Here is a 15,764-nt window from a genome sequence, read left to right as displayed (position 1 = left end):
GATGAAAGAATCCCACGCCGTCGTCTCCGCTCGAGGTGCCCGCCGCTGGCAGACGGGCCATCCCTGGATCTTCCGTTCCGACATCGTGAAGCCGCCTGCGGCACCGCCCGGCGCGGTGCTGACGCGCGACCAACAGGGCCGCGCACTAGGCTGGGCGCTTTGGAGTCCGGCGTCCGAGATTTCGTTGCGACTGCTCGACCGCGACCCCGACGCGGTGATTGACGGCCGTTGGTGGCACGCACAGCTCCAATCGGCGATCGCACGCCGCCTCCCGCTCGCGGGGCTGACCGACTCCTGCCGATTGGTGCATGGCGAGGGGGACGGCCTCCCCTCGCTGGTCGTGGATCGGTTTGACCGTTGGCTCGTGGCGCAGTTTCTCTCGGCCGGGGTCGAGGCGTTTCGCGAGGAGATTGTTGAAGCGCTGCATGCGCTGACCGGCGCCGAGGGGGCGTTGGCACGCAACGACGTGTCGGTGCGCACGCGCGAGGGCTTGGAGCGCACGGTGGAGCCGTTGTGGGGCGAGGTGCCGCAGGAAGTGGAAGTGAACGAACATGGCGTTCGATATTTTGCCGCGCCGCACACTGGGCAGAAGACCGGCGCGTTTTTGGATCAGCGCGAGAACCGCGTGCTGGTTGGCTCGGTGGCGCGTGGGCGGGCCCTCGATGTGTTCAGTTATCACGGGTCATTTGCGCTGCATCTCGCGCAGCGCTCGGACAGCGTGACGGCGGTGGACAGCTCCGGCCCGGCGCTGGCGCGGGCGAGCGAGAACGCCGTGCTGAACGGGCGCCAGAACATCACGCTGGTGGAAGCCGACGCGTTCGATTTTCTGCGGGCGCGCGAAGCGGAAGGGGCGCGGTACGACACGATCGTGCTTGATCCGCCAGCGTTTGCCAAGAACAAGGCATCGCTCGAAGGCGCCGTGCGCGGCTATAAGGACATCAACTTTCGAGCCATGCGGCTGCTCGCGCCCGGCGGATTGCTGTACACGGCGAGCTGCAGCTACCACCTGAGCAAGTCGCGCTTTTTGGAAATGCTCCAGGACTCGGCGGCCGATTCTGGGCGTCGCATGGTGTTGCGGGCGATCACCGGTCAGCCACTCGATCATCCGGAGGTCATCACGGTACCGGAGACCGGATACCTCAAGGGCGCGTTGCTCGAAGCCGGAGATTGATCAGGAGGCTGTGATAGGTCCCGCCGAGCAGCGCGACCGCCGAGCAGCGCGACCGCTGACGCCGGCGCTTGTTCCGCGCGGCACCAGCTAGCGCTTGAGCCGCTGGCAGCCCGCGCAGTAGTACGTGGAGCGCCCCGCCTGCGTGATGCGCCGAATCGTGGCACTGCAGCGCGTGCACGGTTCGCCTTCGCGATCGTACACCTTGAGCGGCGCCACGCGCACACCAGTACGGTACCGCGCGGCGTTGCGCACCCCATCGGCGAGTGAAGCGCGGATGGCGGTGATCAAACGTTGCAACGTGGGCTCGCGCAGTGCGGCGGCTGATGCGGCAGGATGGATAGAAGCGCGCCAGAGCGATTCTGCCGCGTAAATATTGCCGAGGCCTGCCAACACGCGTTGATCGAGCAAGACGGCCTTGATGGGGCCGCGGCGAGCCGCCAGCGCGTTGCGCAACGCCGTTGCGGTGATCGCGGGATCGTCCGCTTCGGGTCCGAGTGCCGGCAGTGGATCGACGCCGCTCTCATGCCAGGTGATGGTGCAGAGCGCGCGCGCGTCCACGAGCGAGAGGCGCGTGTCGTTCTCGAGATCGAGTACGGCGCGTGCAAAGCGCGCCGGCGGATCCTCGCACCGTCCAACGTGCCAATCGCCGTCCATGCGAAAATGCACGAGGAGCGTGGAGTCGTCGTCGAAGCGAATGCTCTGATACTTTCCGCGCCGCTCGACCGCTACGATGCGGCGGCCGATGGCACGCCGAGCACGACGGGCGGGGAGTTGCTTCCGCTGGGAGGGATGCAACGCACGCAAGGCGATCACGGTGTGCCCTACAGCGGCGACGCGGAGTCGCTGCGCGGCTTCTTCGACTTCCGGCAGTTCTGGCATCAGGGTTGGGAGATGGGAGCCGCTAGTGAGGACAGCTGTTCTGCGCCAGAAGAATGCGCGCCGTGCTCCGGTGGCGCCAATGGGGCGTGACGCGACGCTGGCGTGACACGTCACACATCAGAGACCATCCCGTCGTTGTGTGGACAACTTTTCTCTTTGAGTGCAGAGAAATCTTGTGTAGCTTGGATTTGATCAAGCACGCCCACTCGTGATCGGCCACCCGATGCAGCCACGCTCGCCACGCTCACTCCGTCACGAATATGAGTTGTACGTCGACCGCGAGGTTGAGGCGTACAAGGAGTCCGTGTCGCGCGAGCATTTGTGCGGCATTGCCGACGCCGCCCAGGCGGTCTTCGAGACGGAGCTACAGCTGGGGATGCGCGATGTGCTTCTCGCGGCAGAGGTCGACCGCCTGATTTTGCGCCGCCTCAAGATTCCGTCGTTTGCAACGTGGCGCCGCCGTCTGCTCAAAAACGCATCGGAGCCGAAGAACCCGGAATACTGGGGACTCCGGTCCGACACGCCACTCGCCCATGCACTCGGCACCGCGTCGCTCAGTGCACACGTCGTGGTCTCCGGCGCGCGCGTGCAGGGTTCGGCGCTGTACCTCGCGGCCAATGGCTGTCAGGTGACGGCCATCGAACCTGAGCACGACGTGGTCGAACGTGTGCTGCTCGCAGCGCAGGAAGCGGGGCTGCAGTCGCGCGTGACTGGCCTGACCACGGATTTCAGTCGCTGGCTTCCCGAGGGACCGATGGCAGCGGTGGTGTTTACGCCGGCGGCCTTTGCCGGACTTTCGGATCGGGAGCGCTCAAAGCTGATTGCCGCGCTCCAACTCGCCACGGCCGACGGCGGCGTGCACCTCGTCGAGACGATCATCGCCGGGCAGGAAGCGATCACCGAAGAGGAGCTCCGAGCGCAGTACGTGGGCTGGGATTTGTCCTTTGTCCCTGAGCCCGGCGCGTCGAAGACGCTGGTGGCAAGAAAAACCATGGCGTAACGAACTGACACACAGTTCAATTTACGACGTGTCTTAATGCAACAGCCGGCCTTTTTCAGGCCGGCTGTTTTGTTTATAACCCATTGCCACAAAAAGCTTTACCTATGCTTGGAAACTGGCACCCGTCCTGCAACGTCTAATGGACGAAGCTTTGAGTTCACTTCTTTATTGAAAGGCGAGCGGATCTGCTCGCCCTGAGGGATGCAATGGATAGTCTGCGTCGAGCCAAGGCGGATGAAGAGCCCATGGGAATCATTATTTCCGGGGGCAATCGCACGGAAGAGACGCCGCGTTTTTCGGCATACGTGTGGGGACCGGTGCCGGTGAACGAGGAAGAAGAGGCGGAAGTAAACGGAAAGCTGGTGGCCTAGAGTGGCCTAGCGTGGCCTAGCCGCGCACTCCCTCGTCGCCAGAACGTACACACGCTCCAGAGCTCGCTCTGGGGCGTTTCTTTCTTCCGGTTCATACGCTCAGCGCCGCTCGTGGGGCTTTTTGATTTTGGGGATCGCTTAAACGACAGCGGGGAGCCGGCTTGCGCCGGCTCCCCGCTGTACGAAGAAACTACTTCTTCTTCGCGGCCTTTTTCTTCGTGGCCTTCTTTGCAGCCTTCTTCTTGGCAGCCATGGTACTAGCTCCTGTGAAGGAGTGAAATCCCTGGCGATCCCCCGGTGGATCGCTGGGTCCGAAACCGCGTTTCCGCGGCCCCGTTCTTACACGGCCTCAGAGAGGCTCGTGAAGTTGAAGTCCCGGACTTTGATCGACGGCATTGCCACTGCTCCGCCTTGCTCAGTCCCGGCGAGTCGCTCAGTCCGTCCGAGCGCCTCAAGATTATTCAACATGAAGAGCGGTGATTCGTTGAACCGAAGGTTCGAAACGCTCTTCGCAATCTTTCCATTTTCAATTAAGAACGTGCCATCGCGCGTCAATCCTGTGTACAGAATTGTACGAGGATCGACTTCGCGCAAGTACCAGAGCCTAGTTACGAGAATTCCGCGTTCCGTGCCCTGGACCAATTCTTCGACACTTTTGGAGCCTCCGGACATATTAAACGAGCTTGGTGCACCGGTCGCGATCTTCTTTTGTTTCTGTGCCCAGAAGCGTGAATAGTACAACTGCTTCAACACGCCGTTTTCTATCCAAAGTTGTTTTTTCAGAGGGAAACCTTCCCCATCGAACGGTTGCGAGCGCAACTGTGGATCGGCGGGATCAGAAAATAAAGTGACCCGAGAATCGACGATCTTCTCCCCTATTTTGTTACCGCCATCGGCCTTCACGAAGGGCGATCGACCCTCGTCGGAACTGCGGGCATCGGCATAATTTAAAATGAGCTGAACGAGGTCTCCCGTCGCTTGCGGCTCAAGAATGACCACATATCGGCCGGGTTCGATTTTGGCCGGCGCACGTGATGCACGCGCTTTTTCGAGCGCGCGACGTGCCACGGCGGCGTAATCAATCTGCGCCCAATCGGGATGATCGGCCGCGGCCCATCCCGATCCCGTTCCATCGTTGGTGCGCACGGTGAGCTGATAATTCGCGCTCGTGGAACGGAAATACGCGAACAATCCCTTCTGGTTGGCGATGGCGTTGTAGCCGGCGCCAGCAATGAGGAAGCCCGCAGTGGTGACATCGCCGGCCTGCCGTGCGGGGTCGAGCGCGGTACGCGCCACACCGGCGCGGTCCGCCGCCGAGTTGTTGGCGGTGACATCAAACCACGCGTTGACGGCGTCGTACTGCTGCGCCGAGAGCTCGGGCATGGCTTCGGGATCGTCCGGAGCGAGCTTGGCGAGGCGTTCCGATGCCCGGACGGTGCGAAGGAGCGATTCGTCCGAGAGATCGTTGGTGGTGACGACGGCGTGCTTGGCGCCAAATGATGACTGCACCACTACCGTGGCATCGACGATCGAACCAGCGGTGGAGAGCTGATTGGCGGCAAAGCGGATGTTCTGCGTGATGCCGCCATTGATGCTCACGTTGACGGCATCGGCCTTGGACATTTTGACGGTCTTCTCGCACAGCGCCTGCACAGCCTCGCGGCTGAGCACCCCTTCGGGTTCGGCGGAAAGGCGGGTGACGGCGTCGAGGAGGCGTTTGGGGGCGGACATTAGTTCTTCCTCCCCGTGTTGATGATGTTGACGTTGCGGAAGCGGGCAGGCACGGCGCCGTGGCTGACAGCGTTGGACTGACCGGGCTGTCCTTTGCCGTCGAAGAAGGATCCGCCAAGCTGATAACTGGATTTGCCGCCGAGCATGTCGAGGGAGTTCCAGAAGTCCGGCGTGCGAATCTGGTAGGCCACGTCTTTGAGCATGCCGGCGAGCTTGCCGCCCTTAATCTCATAGAACAGCTGGCCACCGAACTGTGCGTTGTAGCGTTGCTGATCAATGGAGAACGAACCGTCGCCGATGATCGCGATGCCCTTGTCGGTGGCGGCAATGAGATCTTCCCACGTCTTGTCTTCCTTGCCGGGCAAGAGGGAGACGTTGGGCATTCGCTGGAAGGCCACGCTGGACCAACTGTCGGCATAGGCGCACCCGTGTGAGCGGGTGGGCCGGCCTTGCTTGTCATACCACCATTTGAGCCACGGGGCTTGTTCGCGCGTGGTCTGGTAGTCGTTGACCATCCCTTCCTTGATGATGAGGAAGTCGTCAGGCTGCACGCCGTCGTCGTCGTAGCCGATGGTGGAGAGCGCGCCTTCCTGCGAGCGGTCGCCCTGGATGTTCATGATGGCGGGACCGTAGCGCAGTTTGCCGAGCTTGTCTTCGGGGGGTGCGACGAAGCTGGTGCCGGCGTAGTTGGCTTCGTAGCCTAGCGCACGATCGAGTTCGAGCGGGTGGCCGATGGATTCGTGGATGGTGAGCCAGATGTTGGAGGGGTGGAGCACCAAATCATACCGACCGACATCCACCGACTTGGCGGTGAGTTTCTGCGCGGCTTCTTCGCCCCATTGGCGGGCGCGTCCCATAAGATCGCTGCCCTTCACATACTCCCACCCCCGCCCCATCGGCGCGACTTCTGCAGACTGACGGGTTTGGAAGTCGCTGCGATCATCCGCGACAGCGGTGACGGCGACTTGGGGCCAGCTTCGCACGAAGTTCTGCTCAATGACGGAGCCGTCGGTGTTGGCGTACTGTCGGTCTTGCTTCACAAAAAAGAGCACCGAGCTCACGAACTTCACCTTGCCGGCCTTTAGGGCCTCGGCGTTGGTCTTGAGCAGGAGGTCCACTTTTTCTTCGACGGTCACGTCAAAGGGGTCGACGGAGTACGCGCCCTGCCACTTGGCGTTTGGAAAGGCAGGTGCCGGGGCGAGTTCCACGGCGCGGTCGCGCGCGACACGATTGGCTTTGGCGATGGCTGCGGCTTCGCGAGCGGCGGCGGTGACCGCGTCGCGCGTGAGATTGCGGGTGGCGGCAAAGCCCCAGCAGCCGTCGACGAGCACGCGCACACCGCAGCCGATGGTGTCGGTGTCGACCACGTTGATGATCTGCTGTTCGCGGGTGACGACGAAGTTCTGACGAAAGCGCGCGATGCGCACATCGGCCCACGACGCGCCAGCGAGCTTGGCGGCGTTGAGCGCGTCCATCATCAGTTCCTTATTCCCACCGTTCATACCACTCAGGAACCGATCGAGATTCTGGGGTGTGGCGGCCGGGGCGGCATGGAGTCCACGCGGGAAGGTGGACAGCAGGGCCATGGCGGCGCCGGCGCTACCGGCATGCTTCAAGAACTCGCGCCTATCGGTCATTCAATCACTCGCTCCGGGCACCGGGCCACGAGGAGACAGTGCGCGGCCGAGTCGCGAATCTCGGTCGTGGTGAGCCGCAGGTGGGGGAAACGCGGCGGCAGAACTGACGGTTGATTGCTGAATATGAGTTGACCGTGCCGGATACGGGAAGGGGCGAGTCTTGGCAGAAAGCGCGCAGATCGCGACAACGTCGTGGAGGAGTTCCTCGTTTAGAGATCGGTGGGGGGCCGGCAGGGCGGTGCCACCCTCCGGAAACCCGCGCACCGGCGCGAGGGATTCCTCCACTTTCGCCACCCAGCGCCACCCGCGACGTTTAACATATGAAAGCCCTCGTTAAAACATCCCCGTCCGCCGGCTTTACGCTGATGGATGTTCCCGTCCCCGCCATTCGCGGCGACGAAGTGCTCATCAAGGTTCGCCGCGCTGGTGTCTGCGGTACCGACGTCCACATCCATGAATGGGACGCGTGGGCTCAGAACCGCTGTCGGCCGCCGTTTACCGTGGGCCACGAGTTTGCCGGTGAAGTAGTCGAGGTCGGCAACTTGGTGACCGATGTAAAGGTTGGCGACCGCGTGACCGCCGAGGGGCACATTGTCTGTGGACGGTGCCATCTGTGCCGCACCGGAAATGGGCATGTATGTCCGAACACAAAAATTATTGGCGTGGACCGCGACGGCTGCTTTGCGGAGTACATTGCGATGCCGGCGACGAATGTCTGGCACCTCGACGACGAGGTGTCGTTTGAGGTGGGAGGCATTCATGACCCCATGGGGAACGCGTTCCATACGGCGCTGCACGACACGGAACTGCCAGGAAAGACGGTTCTCATCACGGGATGCGGACCGATCGGCATTTTTGCGGTGGGGATCTGCAAGGCGGCTGGAGCCAGCCGCGTGATTGCAAGCGATGTGAATCCGACGCGACTGGCGCTGGCCGCGCAGATGGGCGCGCACGACGCCGTGCAACCACAGGACGCCGAACGCGCGGTGCGCGCGGCGACCGACGGACTTGGCGTGGACGTGGTGCTCGAGATGAGCGGCGTGCCGGCAGCGATCCATCAGGCGTTCAAGCTGGTGCGGGTGGGTGGCCGCGTGCAGATGCTCGGGATTCCGTCCAAGCCGCTGGACATTGAACTCGCCTCGGAGATCATCTTCAAGGGGATCACCGTCTACGGCGTGGTAGGACGCCGGATGTACGAGACGTGGATTCAGATGACGCAGTTTCTGCGGAGCGGTCAGTTTGATCCGCGCCCGGTGATCACGCACCGGTTCCCGCTGGAGGCGCACGCGGAGGCGATTCGCGTGATCAAGGCGGGGGAAGCGGGGAAAGTGGTGTTTGAAATCGCATAACTGCAACTGCGAGTTAACGGTGACCCGTTAACCGTTGACGGTCTACCGTTTACCTGCCGCATCCATCATGTCCATCAATACGAATTTCGTCGCGGATCTTGAAGGCAAGATTACGCAACTCAAGAAGGATCGCGTTTACAAGTCGCTCAACTATCTCGAGTCGCCGCAGTCGGCGCGGGTGAAGATGGAAGGGCGCGGCGAGGTGTTGATTCTCTCGTCGAACAACTACCTCGGCCTGTGCGACGAGCCGTCGGTGATGGAAGCCGGCATCGCGGGGATCCGAAAATACGGCGCCGGCACGGGAAGCGTGCGGTTTATTTGCGGCACCTTCACGGTGCACCGCGCACTCGAGCAGGCGCTCGCGCGTTTTGTGGGAGCGCCGGCGGCGATGTCGTTTGTGTCGGCGTGGAACGCCAATGAGGGACTGACCGCGACGGTGGTCGAGGAAGGTGATTTTGTGGTGAGCGATGCGCTCAACCATGCGTCGATCATTGACTCGATCCGGCTGGCCAAGGCGATCACGAAGTGCACGACGGCGGTGTATCCGCACGGCGATCTCGACGATCTGGTGGCCAAACTGCGCGCCAATAGTGGTGCGAAGCGCCGTCTTATTTGGACGGACGGCATTTTCTCGATGGAAGGGAGTATCGCGAAGCTGCCGGAACTGCTGCAGATTGCGCGCGACCACGACGCCGTGCTGATCATGGATGACTCGCACGCCACCGGTGTGATTGGCGCCACGGGGCGCGGCACCGCGGAGCATTTTGGGGTGATTGGCGAGGTGGACGTGATTACGAGTACGCTGGGCAAGGCGATCGGCGGTGCGGCCGGCGGGTTTGTGGCCGGCTCCGCGGCGCTGTGCGACATGCTGACGCAGCGCTCGCGCCCACAGCTGTTCTCGAACGCGCTCCCGCCCACGGTGGCGGCCAGTGCGCTGGCGGCGGTGGAGTTTATTGAAGCGCACCCGGACCGAGTGGCGACGCTCCACGACAACTCGAAGTTCTTCCGGCAGGCGCTGGTGGAGGCTGGGCTCAATCCGCTCGCCGGCGAAACGCCGATTGTGCCGATTATCGTGGGCGAGACAGCGGACGCGATCCGGATGAGCGACATGTTGTTGGACGAAGGAATTTTCGTGACGGGCTTTGGCTTTCCGGTGGTGCCGCAGGGCACGGCGCGGCTCCGGTGTCAGGTGTCGGCGGCGCACACGCGCGCGGACCTCGAGTTCGCCGTACGGGCGATTCGGAAGGTGGCGGAGCGCGTCGGCATCGTGAAATAGGGCGGTGTCACGCGGGCGGCACGGGAGCCACGCGTGACGCGAACGACCGGCGGTTCGTCCGAGAGGTGAGCCACCGGACCGCCCGAAAGGGTTGCCCGAGCGCGCCGTATGGACGGCCGGTCCTCCCCTCCGAGGTGTAGCATATGCGCCTGTTTCGAACTTTCGTCGTCATCGCCCTTACCGCAGTTCTGGCGCGCCCGCTCGCGGCGCAGGCCAGCACGGTCTCGTGGCAAGATTCTTGGTACTGGGGCCTCTATGGCGGCCAGCTGTCGTTCCCGACGGTCGTCGCGCGGACGACCGCTCCGACGATCGGCGCGGACTGGCTAATTACGCGCTCGAACTTCGCGTTGCGGGTGTTTACGGACCAGTCGTACTTCGACGCCGTGAGCACCGTGACCGATTTTCCAACGGGCGCAGCGCGCCAGGTGAGCATCACGGACCTCCGACGCGTGGGCGCGGCGGTCACGATCTTCACCCCGAACATCAATATTGTGCGGCCGTATGTGGGCCTCGGCTATGCGTTCAACTACGTGCGCGAGAGCGCGCCGCTGGGCACCTATTTTGCGAGCGCCGCCGCGAAGGACTCGATTGACACGCGCATCAACAAGGCGCGTTCGGCTGGCAAGCTCTTTGGGCAGTTTGGTGTGATGGCGACCTGGCGTCGCTGGGCACCGTTTGTGGAATACACGGTGATGCCGACACAGGGCGCCGGCACTTGGCTGATCAACGGCAAGGGATTCTCCAATGCGTGGGCGCTGGGCGTGCGCTACAACGCGGGGTCGTCGATCGATAAGAAGTGGTAGTCGGCGCGTAGGGTGCACAAAACGAAGAGCGGCGCGATCCCTAGGGATCGCGCCGCTCTTCGTTTACGCCACGGATGACAGGTGGGCCAGCGGTCGCCGTTCGTTAGGCGGTCGCGGCACCCTTCTTCTTCGACGCCGGGCGCTTGGCGGGTGCGTCGGCCTTGGCAGCCTTAGCCGGCGCCTTTGCCTTGGCAGGTGCGTCGGCCTTGGGTGCGGCCTTGGGTGCGGCCTTGGCGCGCGTCTTTTTGGCGGGTGCTTCAGCCGCGGCCGGTGCGGCACTGGAAACCGGAGCAACCGGGGCAACCGGCGTCACGACGGCGGCCGGCTTGGGCGACGCCGACTCGACGACACCGATCAGCAGGAAGTTCGGCGGCGGCGCCATAGCCTTTCCACCGCGTCCACCGCGATTCGGAACGCCACGTGCGACCATGCCACGGGGCGCGGGGGGATTGGCAGCGGCCTTGACCTTATCGTCGGCGGCCTTGAGCTCGGCTTCCTTCACTTCGATCTGCGAGGAAACGCTGGCGGCCGTCGCGGACCGCGCGACTTCGTACGAATCACCGCGCTTGCGAAGATCGACAACATCCCCGTCGTGCGCATCGCGGAGGATGCGCGGGAAGTTGCGTTCGTTGAGGCTCTCGCTGTCGCGGCCGAGGAGATCGAACGCCTTTTGGCGTACCTGTTCAGCGCCGACCGCGTCTTCGCCGGTGACGAGCGCCGTGACGGCGTTGCGCACGAGCGCAAAGGCTTCGTCGCGCGTGAGGCGAATGCCGGCGCGGCCGATGTTGGCGTTGACCACGACCGGCTCGCGACGCTCGCTTCGCGGTTCGCGATGACGGCGCGAGTCAACGGCAACCGGCGCAACAGGAACGGCCGGAACGGCCGGGACGGCAACAGCCACGACAACGACCGGTGCGGTGATCGGCTGCGTGGGAGTTGAGACAGCGACCGCGCCTGCCTTGCGGCTGCCACGACCAGCGGGGCGGGCCGATGCCAGGGCAGCCTGAGCGACGTCAGCGACGGCAGCGACGGCAGCGACGGGCGCGGCGACCGGCACTTCCACCGAAGCCGGAGCGACTTCAGCACCCTGCTCTGCGGTTCCGGTGGCCTCTTCACGCTCGCGACGACCGCGACCGCGACCACCGCGACGTCCGCGACGACGCCCTTCGCGTTCTTCAACTTCAGCGCCAGCTGGGCGCGGGGCCGGCGTTGCCGCCGGCTCGCCGCTCTTGACGGCGCCCTTCGTGGGGGCCACTTCGAGCTGCCCGTTTTCGAGCTTGGTGACGAGAATCAGTCCCTTCTGTGCCGCTTCGGCGCAGAACTTGGAGAATTTCGAAATGCCCAAGTCCTTTTCGTCGAAGGAGCTGTCGATCTCCTGCATGACCTGCTTGAGGCGATCGGAGCGCATGACGTCGCCGTTGCGCACCATACGCGTAATGGCTTCCGTGACGAGTTCCCACGGGTCGTACTTGGTGTCGGCTCCGCCTTCTTCGTTGGCCTTTACGAGGCCGGCGAGCGCGTTGTAGCTGTAGTACTCGTCGCAGTTCTGCACGAGCAGGTCGCTGGACGATTCACGGATGCCGACGCCGATGACGTACTTGCCGTACTCCTTGAGCTTGATAACGAGGCTCGAGAAGTCGGAGTCACCGGAGAGCAGGATGATCGTGCCGATTTCGGGACGCGTGAAGACGAGCTCCATGGCGTCGATGGCGAGGCGGATGTCGGTCGCGTTCTTCTTGGACGACCCGTAGGCCGGGGCGAAGATGAGGTCGATCGACGCTTCGCTGAGCGGGACGATGTACTGCGGGTAGCGGCGCCAATCCGCGTAGGCGCGCTGGACGGCGACCTTTCCGTGGATGATGTCGGACGACAGCAGGTTGCGCAGCTCCGTTTGTAGATCGGAGCGGATCCCCATCGTGACGTTGTCGAAATCGATGAGGAGCGCGGCGTTGGGCGCGTGATGCGGAACGAGGGCACCCGGCAGCATGGACTGTGGGGCGTGCGCCTGCGGTCCGCGGTGCAAAGGCGCAACCGGCCCGCGGGATGGAACGACGTGCGAATGACGTGACTTCATGACTCTCTGGCGAACTCGCCGATGGCGGGCCAGCGGCCAATCGGTGGCTGCTTCGCGCCAAATGCGCGGCAGCGCCCGTGAGGCGGCTCGGAGGCCCTGTGATGTGTAGGGGCGGCGAGCACGCTCATCCGGTCAGCTAGGCGCGCATCGTCCTTGCGATGCCAGCGACCCAGCGGATGGTGATGGCGCAGACGCCGACAACCCCGTGGTCCAATCGACGCGCCGGTCGTGCCGGTGATCGACGTCGCCTCTGAGCGCCGGCGATCATCGACGCGCACAGCGCATCGTGCATAGGAAGCTAATGACCCGATAGGCGTTTGTCACCGTCTCCCCGGCTGGAGAGGGGGCGGAGGGGCGTGGGGGACGGTAAGTTCCAAGGCGAAACCTTCCCTTCCCCGCACCGTACAAATAGTCAGTGAAGCGACTCGGGTTCCGGTCCCGTCTGTTCCTTATTCTGGCGCTTTTTGCCTTCGTTCCCGCCATTCTGCTGACGGTGGCATGGGGCGGGGCGGTCGCGCGTCTCCTTCCCCGTATGAGCGGGACGGCGGCTTGGGATAGCGCGGCCGCGAGTGGCACTCGGGCGTTGGAGGTGGCACGAAGCCGAGGGGCGCTCTCCCCTGCGCAAGCGGGAGTGTTGGCGGATCACGAGCGGGAGTTGGCGATGTCGCTGACCCAAGCGCGCCGGTTTGAGTATTTGGCGCGCCAGTTGGTGCCGGCGATGCTGTTGATCGGCGTGGTGGCGTTGGCGTTGCTGACGTTTTTGGCGTCGCGAGTGGCGGGGCATTTGAGCCGACAGCTCAGCCGTCCGCTCGACGAACTGGTCGGGTGGACTGGTCGAATCCGTGCTGGGCGGGCATTGCCGGAGCACACGGAATCGCGCGGTGCCCCCGAGTTTGCGCTGTTACGCGACGGGATGCGGCAGATGGCGCTTGATCTGGACGCGGGGCGCCGTGCTGCGATCGAAGCTGAGCGGTTGAGGGCGTTTCGGGAATCGGCGCGCCAGATGGCGCACGAGATCAAGAATCCGCTGACGCCGATCCGTTTTGCCGTAGACCGGCTCAAACGATCGGTGCCGCCGGAGCTGTCTGACACCGTAGAGGTGTTGCAGGTGGAGTCGGCACGACTGGAAGCGATGGCCCGGAGCTTTGCGCAGTTCGGCCGCCTGCCCGAAGGGCCGTTGGCGGAGATAGACCTTGGCGAGTTGGTGCAGACGACGGCGCGCACGACCATACCGGAACAGGTGGTCTTCCAACTGCATGCCGACGAGCCGTTGCCGTTGATGCTGGGCTATTACGACGCGCTCAGTCGTGCGGTGGCCAATGTGCTGCTCAATGCCGTGGACGCGTGCCAGCAGGGCGGAGCGATTGAGGCGCGGGTAGTGCGTGTGGGTGCAGACGAACTCATGCTGGCGGTACACGACACGGGGTCCGGCATTCCAGCCGATTGCGTGACGACTATTTGGGAGCCGTACGTAACTATGAAGGCCGGGGGCACCGGACTCGGCCTCGCCATTGTCAAGCAGACCGTGGAAGCCCACGGCGGGCGCGTGGAAGCGCAAAGTTCGCCCGAAGCGGGAACAGAGATTCGACTCATCTTTCCGGTAACGCCGCCGGTATTGGGGACCATTTCTTGAACGCAGACATCATCATTCCTATCGCATTTTTCGGCACGGTGGTGGTGCTCGCCCTTGGGGTTCCGCTTGTGCGCGCGTATGTGCGTCGGCAAGACGCGCAGTCGCATTTGCCGCCGAGCGATCCAGAGCTGTCGGCTCGCCTCGCGCGGATTGAGGCATCGCTGGAATCGGTGGCAATAGAAGTCGAACGCATTTCGGAGGGACAGCGCTTCACGACGAAGCTGCTCTCGGAACGTCGCACGCCGGATGCGGCGCATGCGCTCCAGGCGTCATCACTCGACGCGGGCGCGGTGCGCCGCGACGCGGTCTGATTCTCGACATTTTTCTCGAACTCACTCATGCCGTCGCTACTCATTATTGATGACGAGCCCAACATCCGGCGGATGGTGGGGGCGTTGTTGGCGTCGGAAGGGTTTGAAGTGCGTGACGCGCACGATGGGCCGTCTGGCCTCGCGCGCGCCGACGAACTCGAGCCAGACCTGGTGCTCCTCGACTTGATGATGCCCGGGACGCTCGATGGCATGACGGTACTCGAGCGGCTTCGAGAACGGTTTCCCGACTTGCCGGTGATCATGATGAGCGGCCGCGCGGGATTGGCGGACGCCGTGAAAGCCACGCGGCTCGGCGCGGTGAATTTTCTTGAGAAGCCGTTGTCGCCAGAAGGGGTGCTGCTGGCGATCGCGAGTGCCCTCGAACTGCGGATGGCGCGTCGCGAGCGCACGGCACTGCGCGCGGACCTCGGGCTCCTCGGCGAGTTGGTGGGCGACAGCCCCGCGATGCGCGAGGTGCGAACGATGATCACGCGCGTGGCGCCAAGTGATGCGCGGGTGATGATCACGGGCGAGAGCGGCACCGGCAAAGAACTTGTGGCCGCGGCGATTCACGCGGAGAGTGGGCGTCGCGACCGGCCCTTCGTGCGGGTGAACTGCGCGGCGATTCCGCGCGATCTCCTGGAAAGCGAAATGTTCGGACACGAGCGCGGCAGCTTCACCGGCGCCACCGAGCGGCGCATTGGCCGTTTTGAACTGGCGCACACCGGCACGCTGTTACTCGACGAAGTTGGCGACCTCGGAGCGGAAGCGCAGGCGAAGTTGTTGCGTGCCATTGAGGCGCGGGAGATTGAACGCGTCGGCGGCGGCCGGCCGATCAAGATTGACGTGCGCATTCTTGCCGCGACGAATCGCGACTTGGCGCGCGCGGTTCAAGAGGGAGAGTTCCGCGAGGACCTCTATTTCCGACTGAATGTGATTCCGCTGCCTGTACCGCCGTTGCGCGAACGGCCCTCCGACATTCCCGCGTTAGTCCTTCACTTCGCGGCGCTCTTGCGGCGTCGATCGGGACAGCAAGCGCCAACGTGGACGAGTGAGGCGGTGGATTACTTGGTACGGCATCGGTGGCCCGGCAATGTGCGCGAACTCGCCAATATCGTCGAGCGGCTCTCGATATTGCACGCCGGAAAAACGATTGGTGCCACCGAGGTTGAGGCAGTATTGCCGTTAGGCCACGACGGGGTGTCGGCGCCGCGGCTCCCTGCCCTTTCGCAGCCAGAGCTCACGCTCAGCGACGCACTCGACGAGCATGAGAAGTTGCTGATCAATCGCGCGCTACAAGCGGCAGACGGCGTGGTCGCTGAGGCGGCGCGTCGGTTGCGCACGGATCGTCCCAACTTGTACCGCCGCATGAAGCGGCTCGGGATTATTGCGCCAGGCGATGCGTGAAGGTGGCGCGCGAAGTGACACGGTACGTCTCACGCAAAGCGACACAGGCGACCACCGTAACACAGATGATGGCATGCACGAATGATCAGCGGGACAACGACTTAGGCGATGGGCGGACACGC

At 63.7% G+C, this 15,764-nt stretch carries 13 protein-coding genes; 9 read left to right on the top strand and 4 right to left on the bottom strand.

The features are described from left to right. The first annotated feature begins 1 nt into the window (after nt 1). Nucleotides 2-1,171 carry a class I SAM-dependent rRNA methyltransferase gene (locus NTZ43_11580; GenBank protein MCX5767854.1) on the top strand — a complete coding sequence of 390 codons (1,170 nt, stop codon included), beginning with the start codon at nt 2-4 and terminating at the stop codon, nt 1,169-1,171. A gap of 87 nt (nt 1,172-1,258) precedes the next feature. Here the strand turns inward: NTZ43_11580 and mutM are convergent, their stop codons facing one another. Beyond that, the gene (mutM, locus tag NTZ43_11575) at nt 1,259-2,050 is read right to left on the bottom strand and encodes a bifunctional DNA-formamidopyrimidine glycosylase/DNA-(apurinic or apyrimidinic site) lyase (GenBank protein ID MCX5767853.1); all 792 of its coding nucleotides are present in this window, start codon (nt 2,048-2,050) and stop codon (nt 1,259-1,261) included. Nucleotides 2,051-2,273: 223 nt separating this feature from the next. Between mutM and NTZ43_11570 the strand changes: the two genes are divergently transcribed. Beyond that, nucleotides 2,274-3,050 (top strand): hypothetical protein, encoded by a 777-nt coding sequence (locus NTZ43_11570; GenBank protein ID MCX5767852.1) that lies wholly within the window; start codon nt 2,274-2,276, stop codon nt 3,048-3,050. A gap of 206 nt (nt 3,051-3,256) precedes the next feature. Continuing rightward, nucleotides 3,257-3,421, top strand: coding sequence for a hypothetical protein (locus tag NTZ43_11565; protein MCX5767851.1), 165 nt, complete (start codon nt 3,257-3,259; stop codon nt 3,419-3,421). Between the two features lie 339 nt (nt 3,422-3,760). Here the strand turns inward: NTZ43_11565 and NTZ43_11560 are convergent, their stop codons facing one another. Together NTZ43_11560 and NTZ43_11555 are read right to left on the bottom strand one after the other, a co-directional pair. Beyond that, entirely contained in the window at nt 3,761-5,152 is a 1,392-nt protein-coding gene (locus NTZ43_11560; GenBank protein MCX5767850.1) for a TldD/PmbA family protein, read from the bottom strand. Next, a complete protein-coding gene (locus NTZ43_11555) occupies nt 5,152-6,789 on the bottom strand; it encodes a metallopeptidase TldD-related protein (protein MCX5767849.1) in 1,638 nt (545 codons plus the stop codon). Before NTZ43_11555 ends, NTZ43_11560 begins: the two co-directional genes overlap by 1 nt. 320 nt (nt 6,790-7,109) lie before the next feature. Between NTZ43_11555 and tdh the strand changes: the two genes are divergently transcribed. The 3 genes from tdh (at nt 7,110) to NTZ43_11540 (ending at nt 10,217) form a co-directional block, all read left to right on the top strand. Then, nucleotides 7,110-8,138 carry an L-threonine 3-dehydrogenase gene (tdh, locus tag NTZ43_11550; protein MCX5767848.1) on the top strand — a complete coding sequence of 343 codons (1,029 nt, stop codon included), beginning with the start codon at nt 7,110-7,112 and terminating at the stop codon, nt 8,136-8,138. A 67-nt stretch (nt 8,139-8,205) separates the two neighbouring features. Further along, a complete protein-coding gene (locus NTZ43_11545) occupies nt 8,206-9,414 on the top strand; it encodes a glycine C-acetyltransferase (protein ID MCX5767847.1) in 1,209 nt (402 codons plus the stop codon). A gap of 143 nt (nt 9,415-9,557) precedes the next feature. Further along, complete coding sequence (locus NTZ43_11540) at nt 9,558-10,217, top strand: hypothetical protein (GenBank protein ID MCX5767846.1); 660 nt, start codon at nt 9,558-9,560, stop codon at nt 10,215-10,217. A gap of 103 nt (nt 10,218-10,320) precedes the next feature. Here NTZ43_11540 and NTZ43_11535 read toward each other — a convergent pair whose 3' ends face one another. Then, nucleotides 10,321-12,204: an NYN domain-containing protein gene (locus NTZ43_11535; GenBank protein ID MCX5767845.1), complete on the bottom strand. Its 1,884-nt coding sequence runs from the start codon at nt 12,202-12,204 to the stop codon at nt 10,321-10,323. Between the two features lie 502 nt (nt 12,205-12,706). On the opposite strand from NTZ43_11535, the gene NTZ43_11530 reads away from it, so the two are divergent. From NTZ43_11530 to NTZ43_11520, 3 genes are read left to right on the top strand one after another with little or no spacing between them, the layout of a single operon-like run. Further along, on the top strand, nt 12,707-13,924 hold the full coding sequence (locus NTZ43_11530) for an ATP-binding protein (protein ID MCX5767844.1): 1,218 nt from the start codon (nt 12,707-12,709) through the stop codon (nt 13,922-13,924). Next, the gene (locus NTZ43_11525; GenBank protein ID MCX5767843.1) at nt 13,921-14,235 is read left to right on the top strand and encodes a hypothetical protein; all 315 of its coding nucleotides are present in this window, start codon (nt 13,921-13,923) and stop codon (nt 14,233-14,235) included. The genes NTZ43_11530 and NTZ43_11525 overlap by 4 nt, the downstream gene beginning before the upstream one ends. 27 nt (nt 14,236-14,262) lie before the next feature. Then, a complete protein-coding gene (locus NTZ43_11520; protein MCX5767842.1) occupies nt 14,263-15,642 on the top strand; it encodes a sigma-54 dependent transcriptional regulator in 1,380 nt (459 codons plus the stop codon). Nucleotides 15,643-15,764: the final 122 nt, after the last annotated feature.

This window comes from Gemmatimonadota bacterium, assembly GCA_026387915.1.
In the GTDB taxonomy this organism is placed as follows: Bacteria; Gemmatimonadota; Gemmatimonadetes; order Gemmatimonadales; family Gemmatimonadaceae; genus Fen-1231.
The sequence above is the reverse complement of the archived record's forward strand: the minus strand, read 5'-3'. Positions and strand labels throughout refer to the sequence as shown.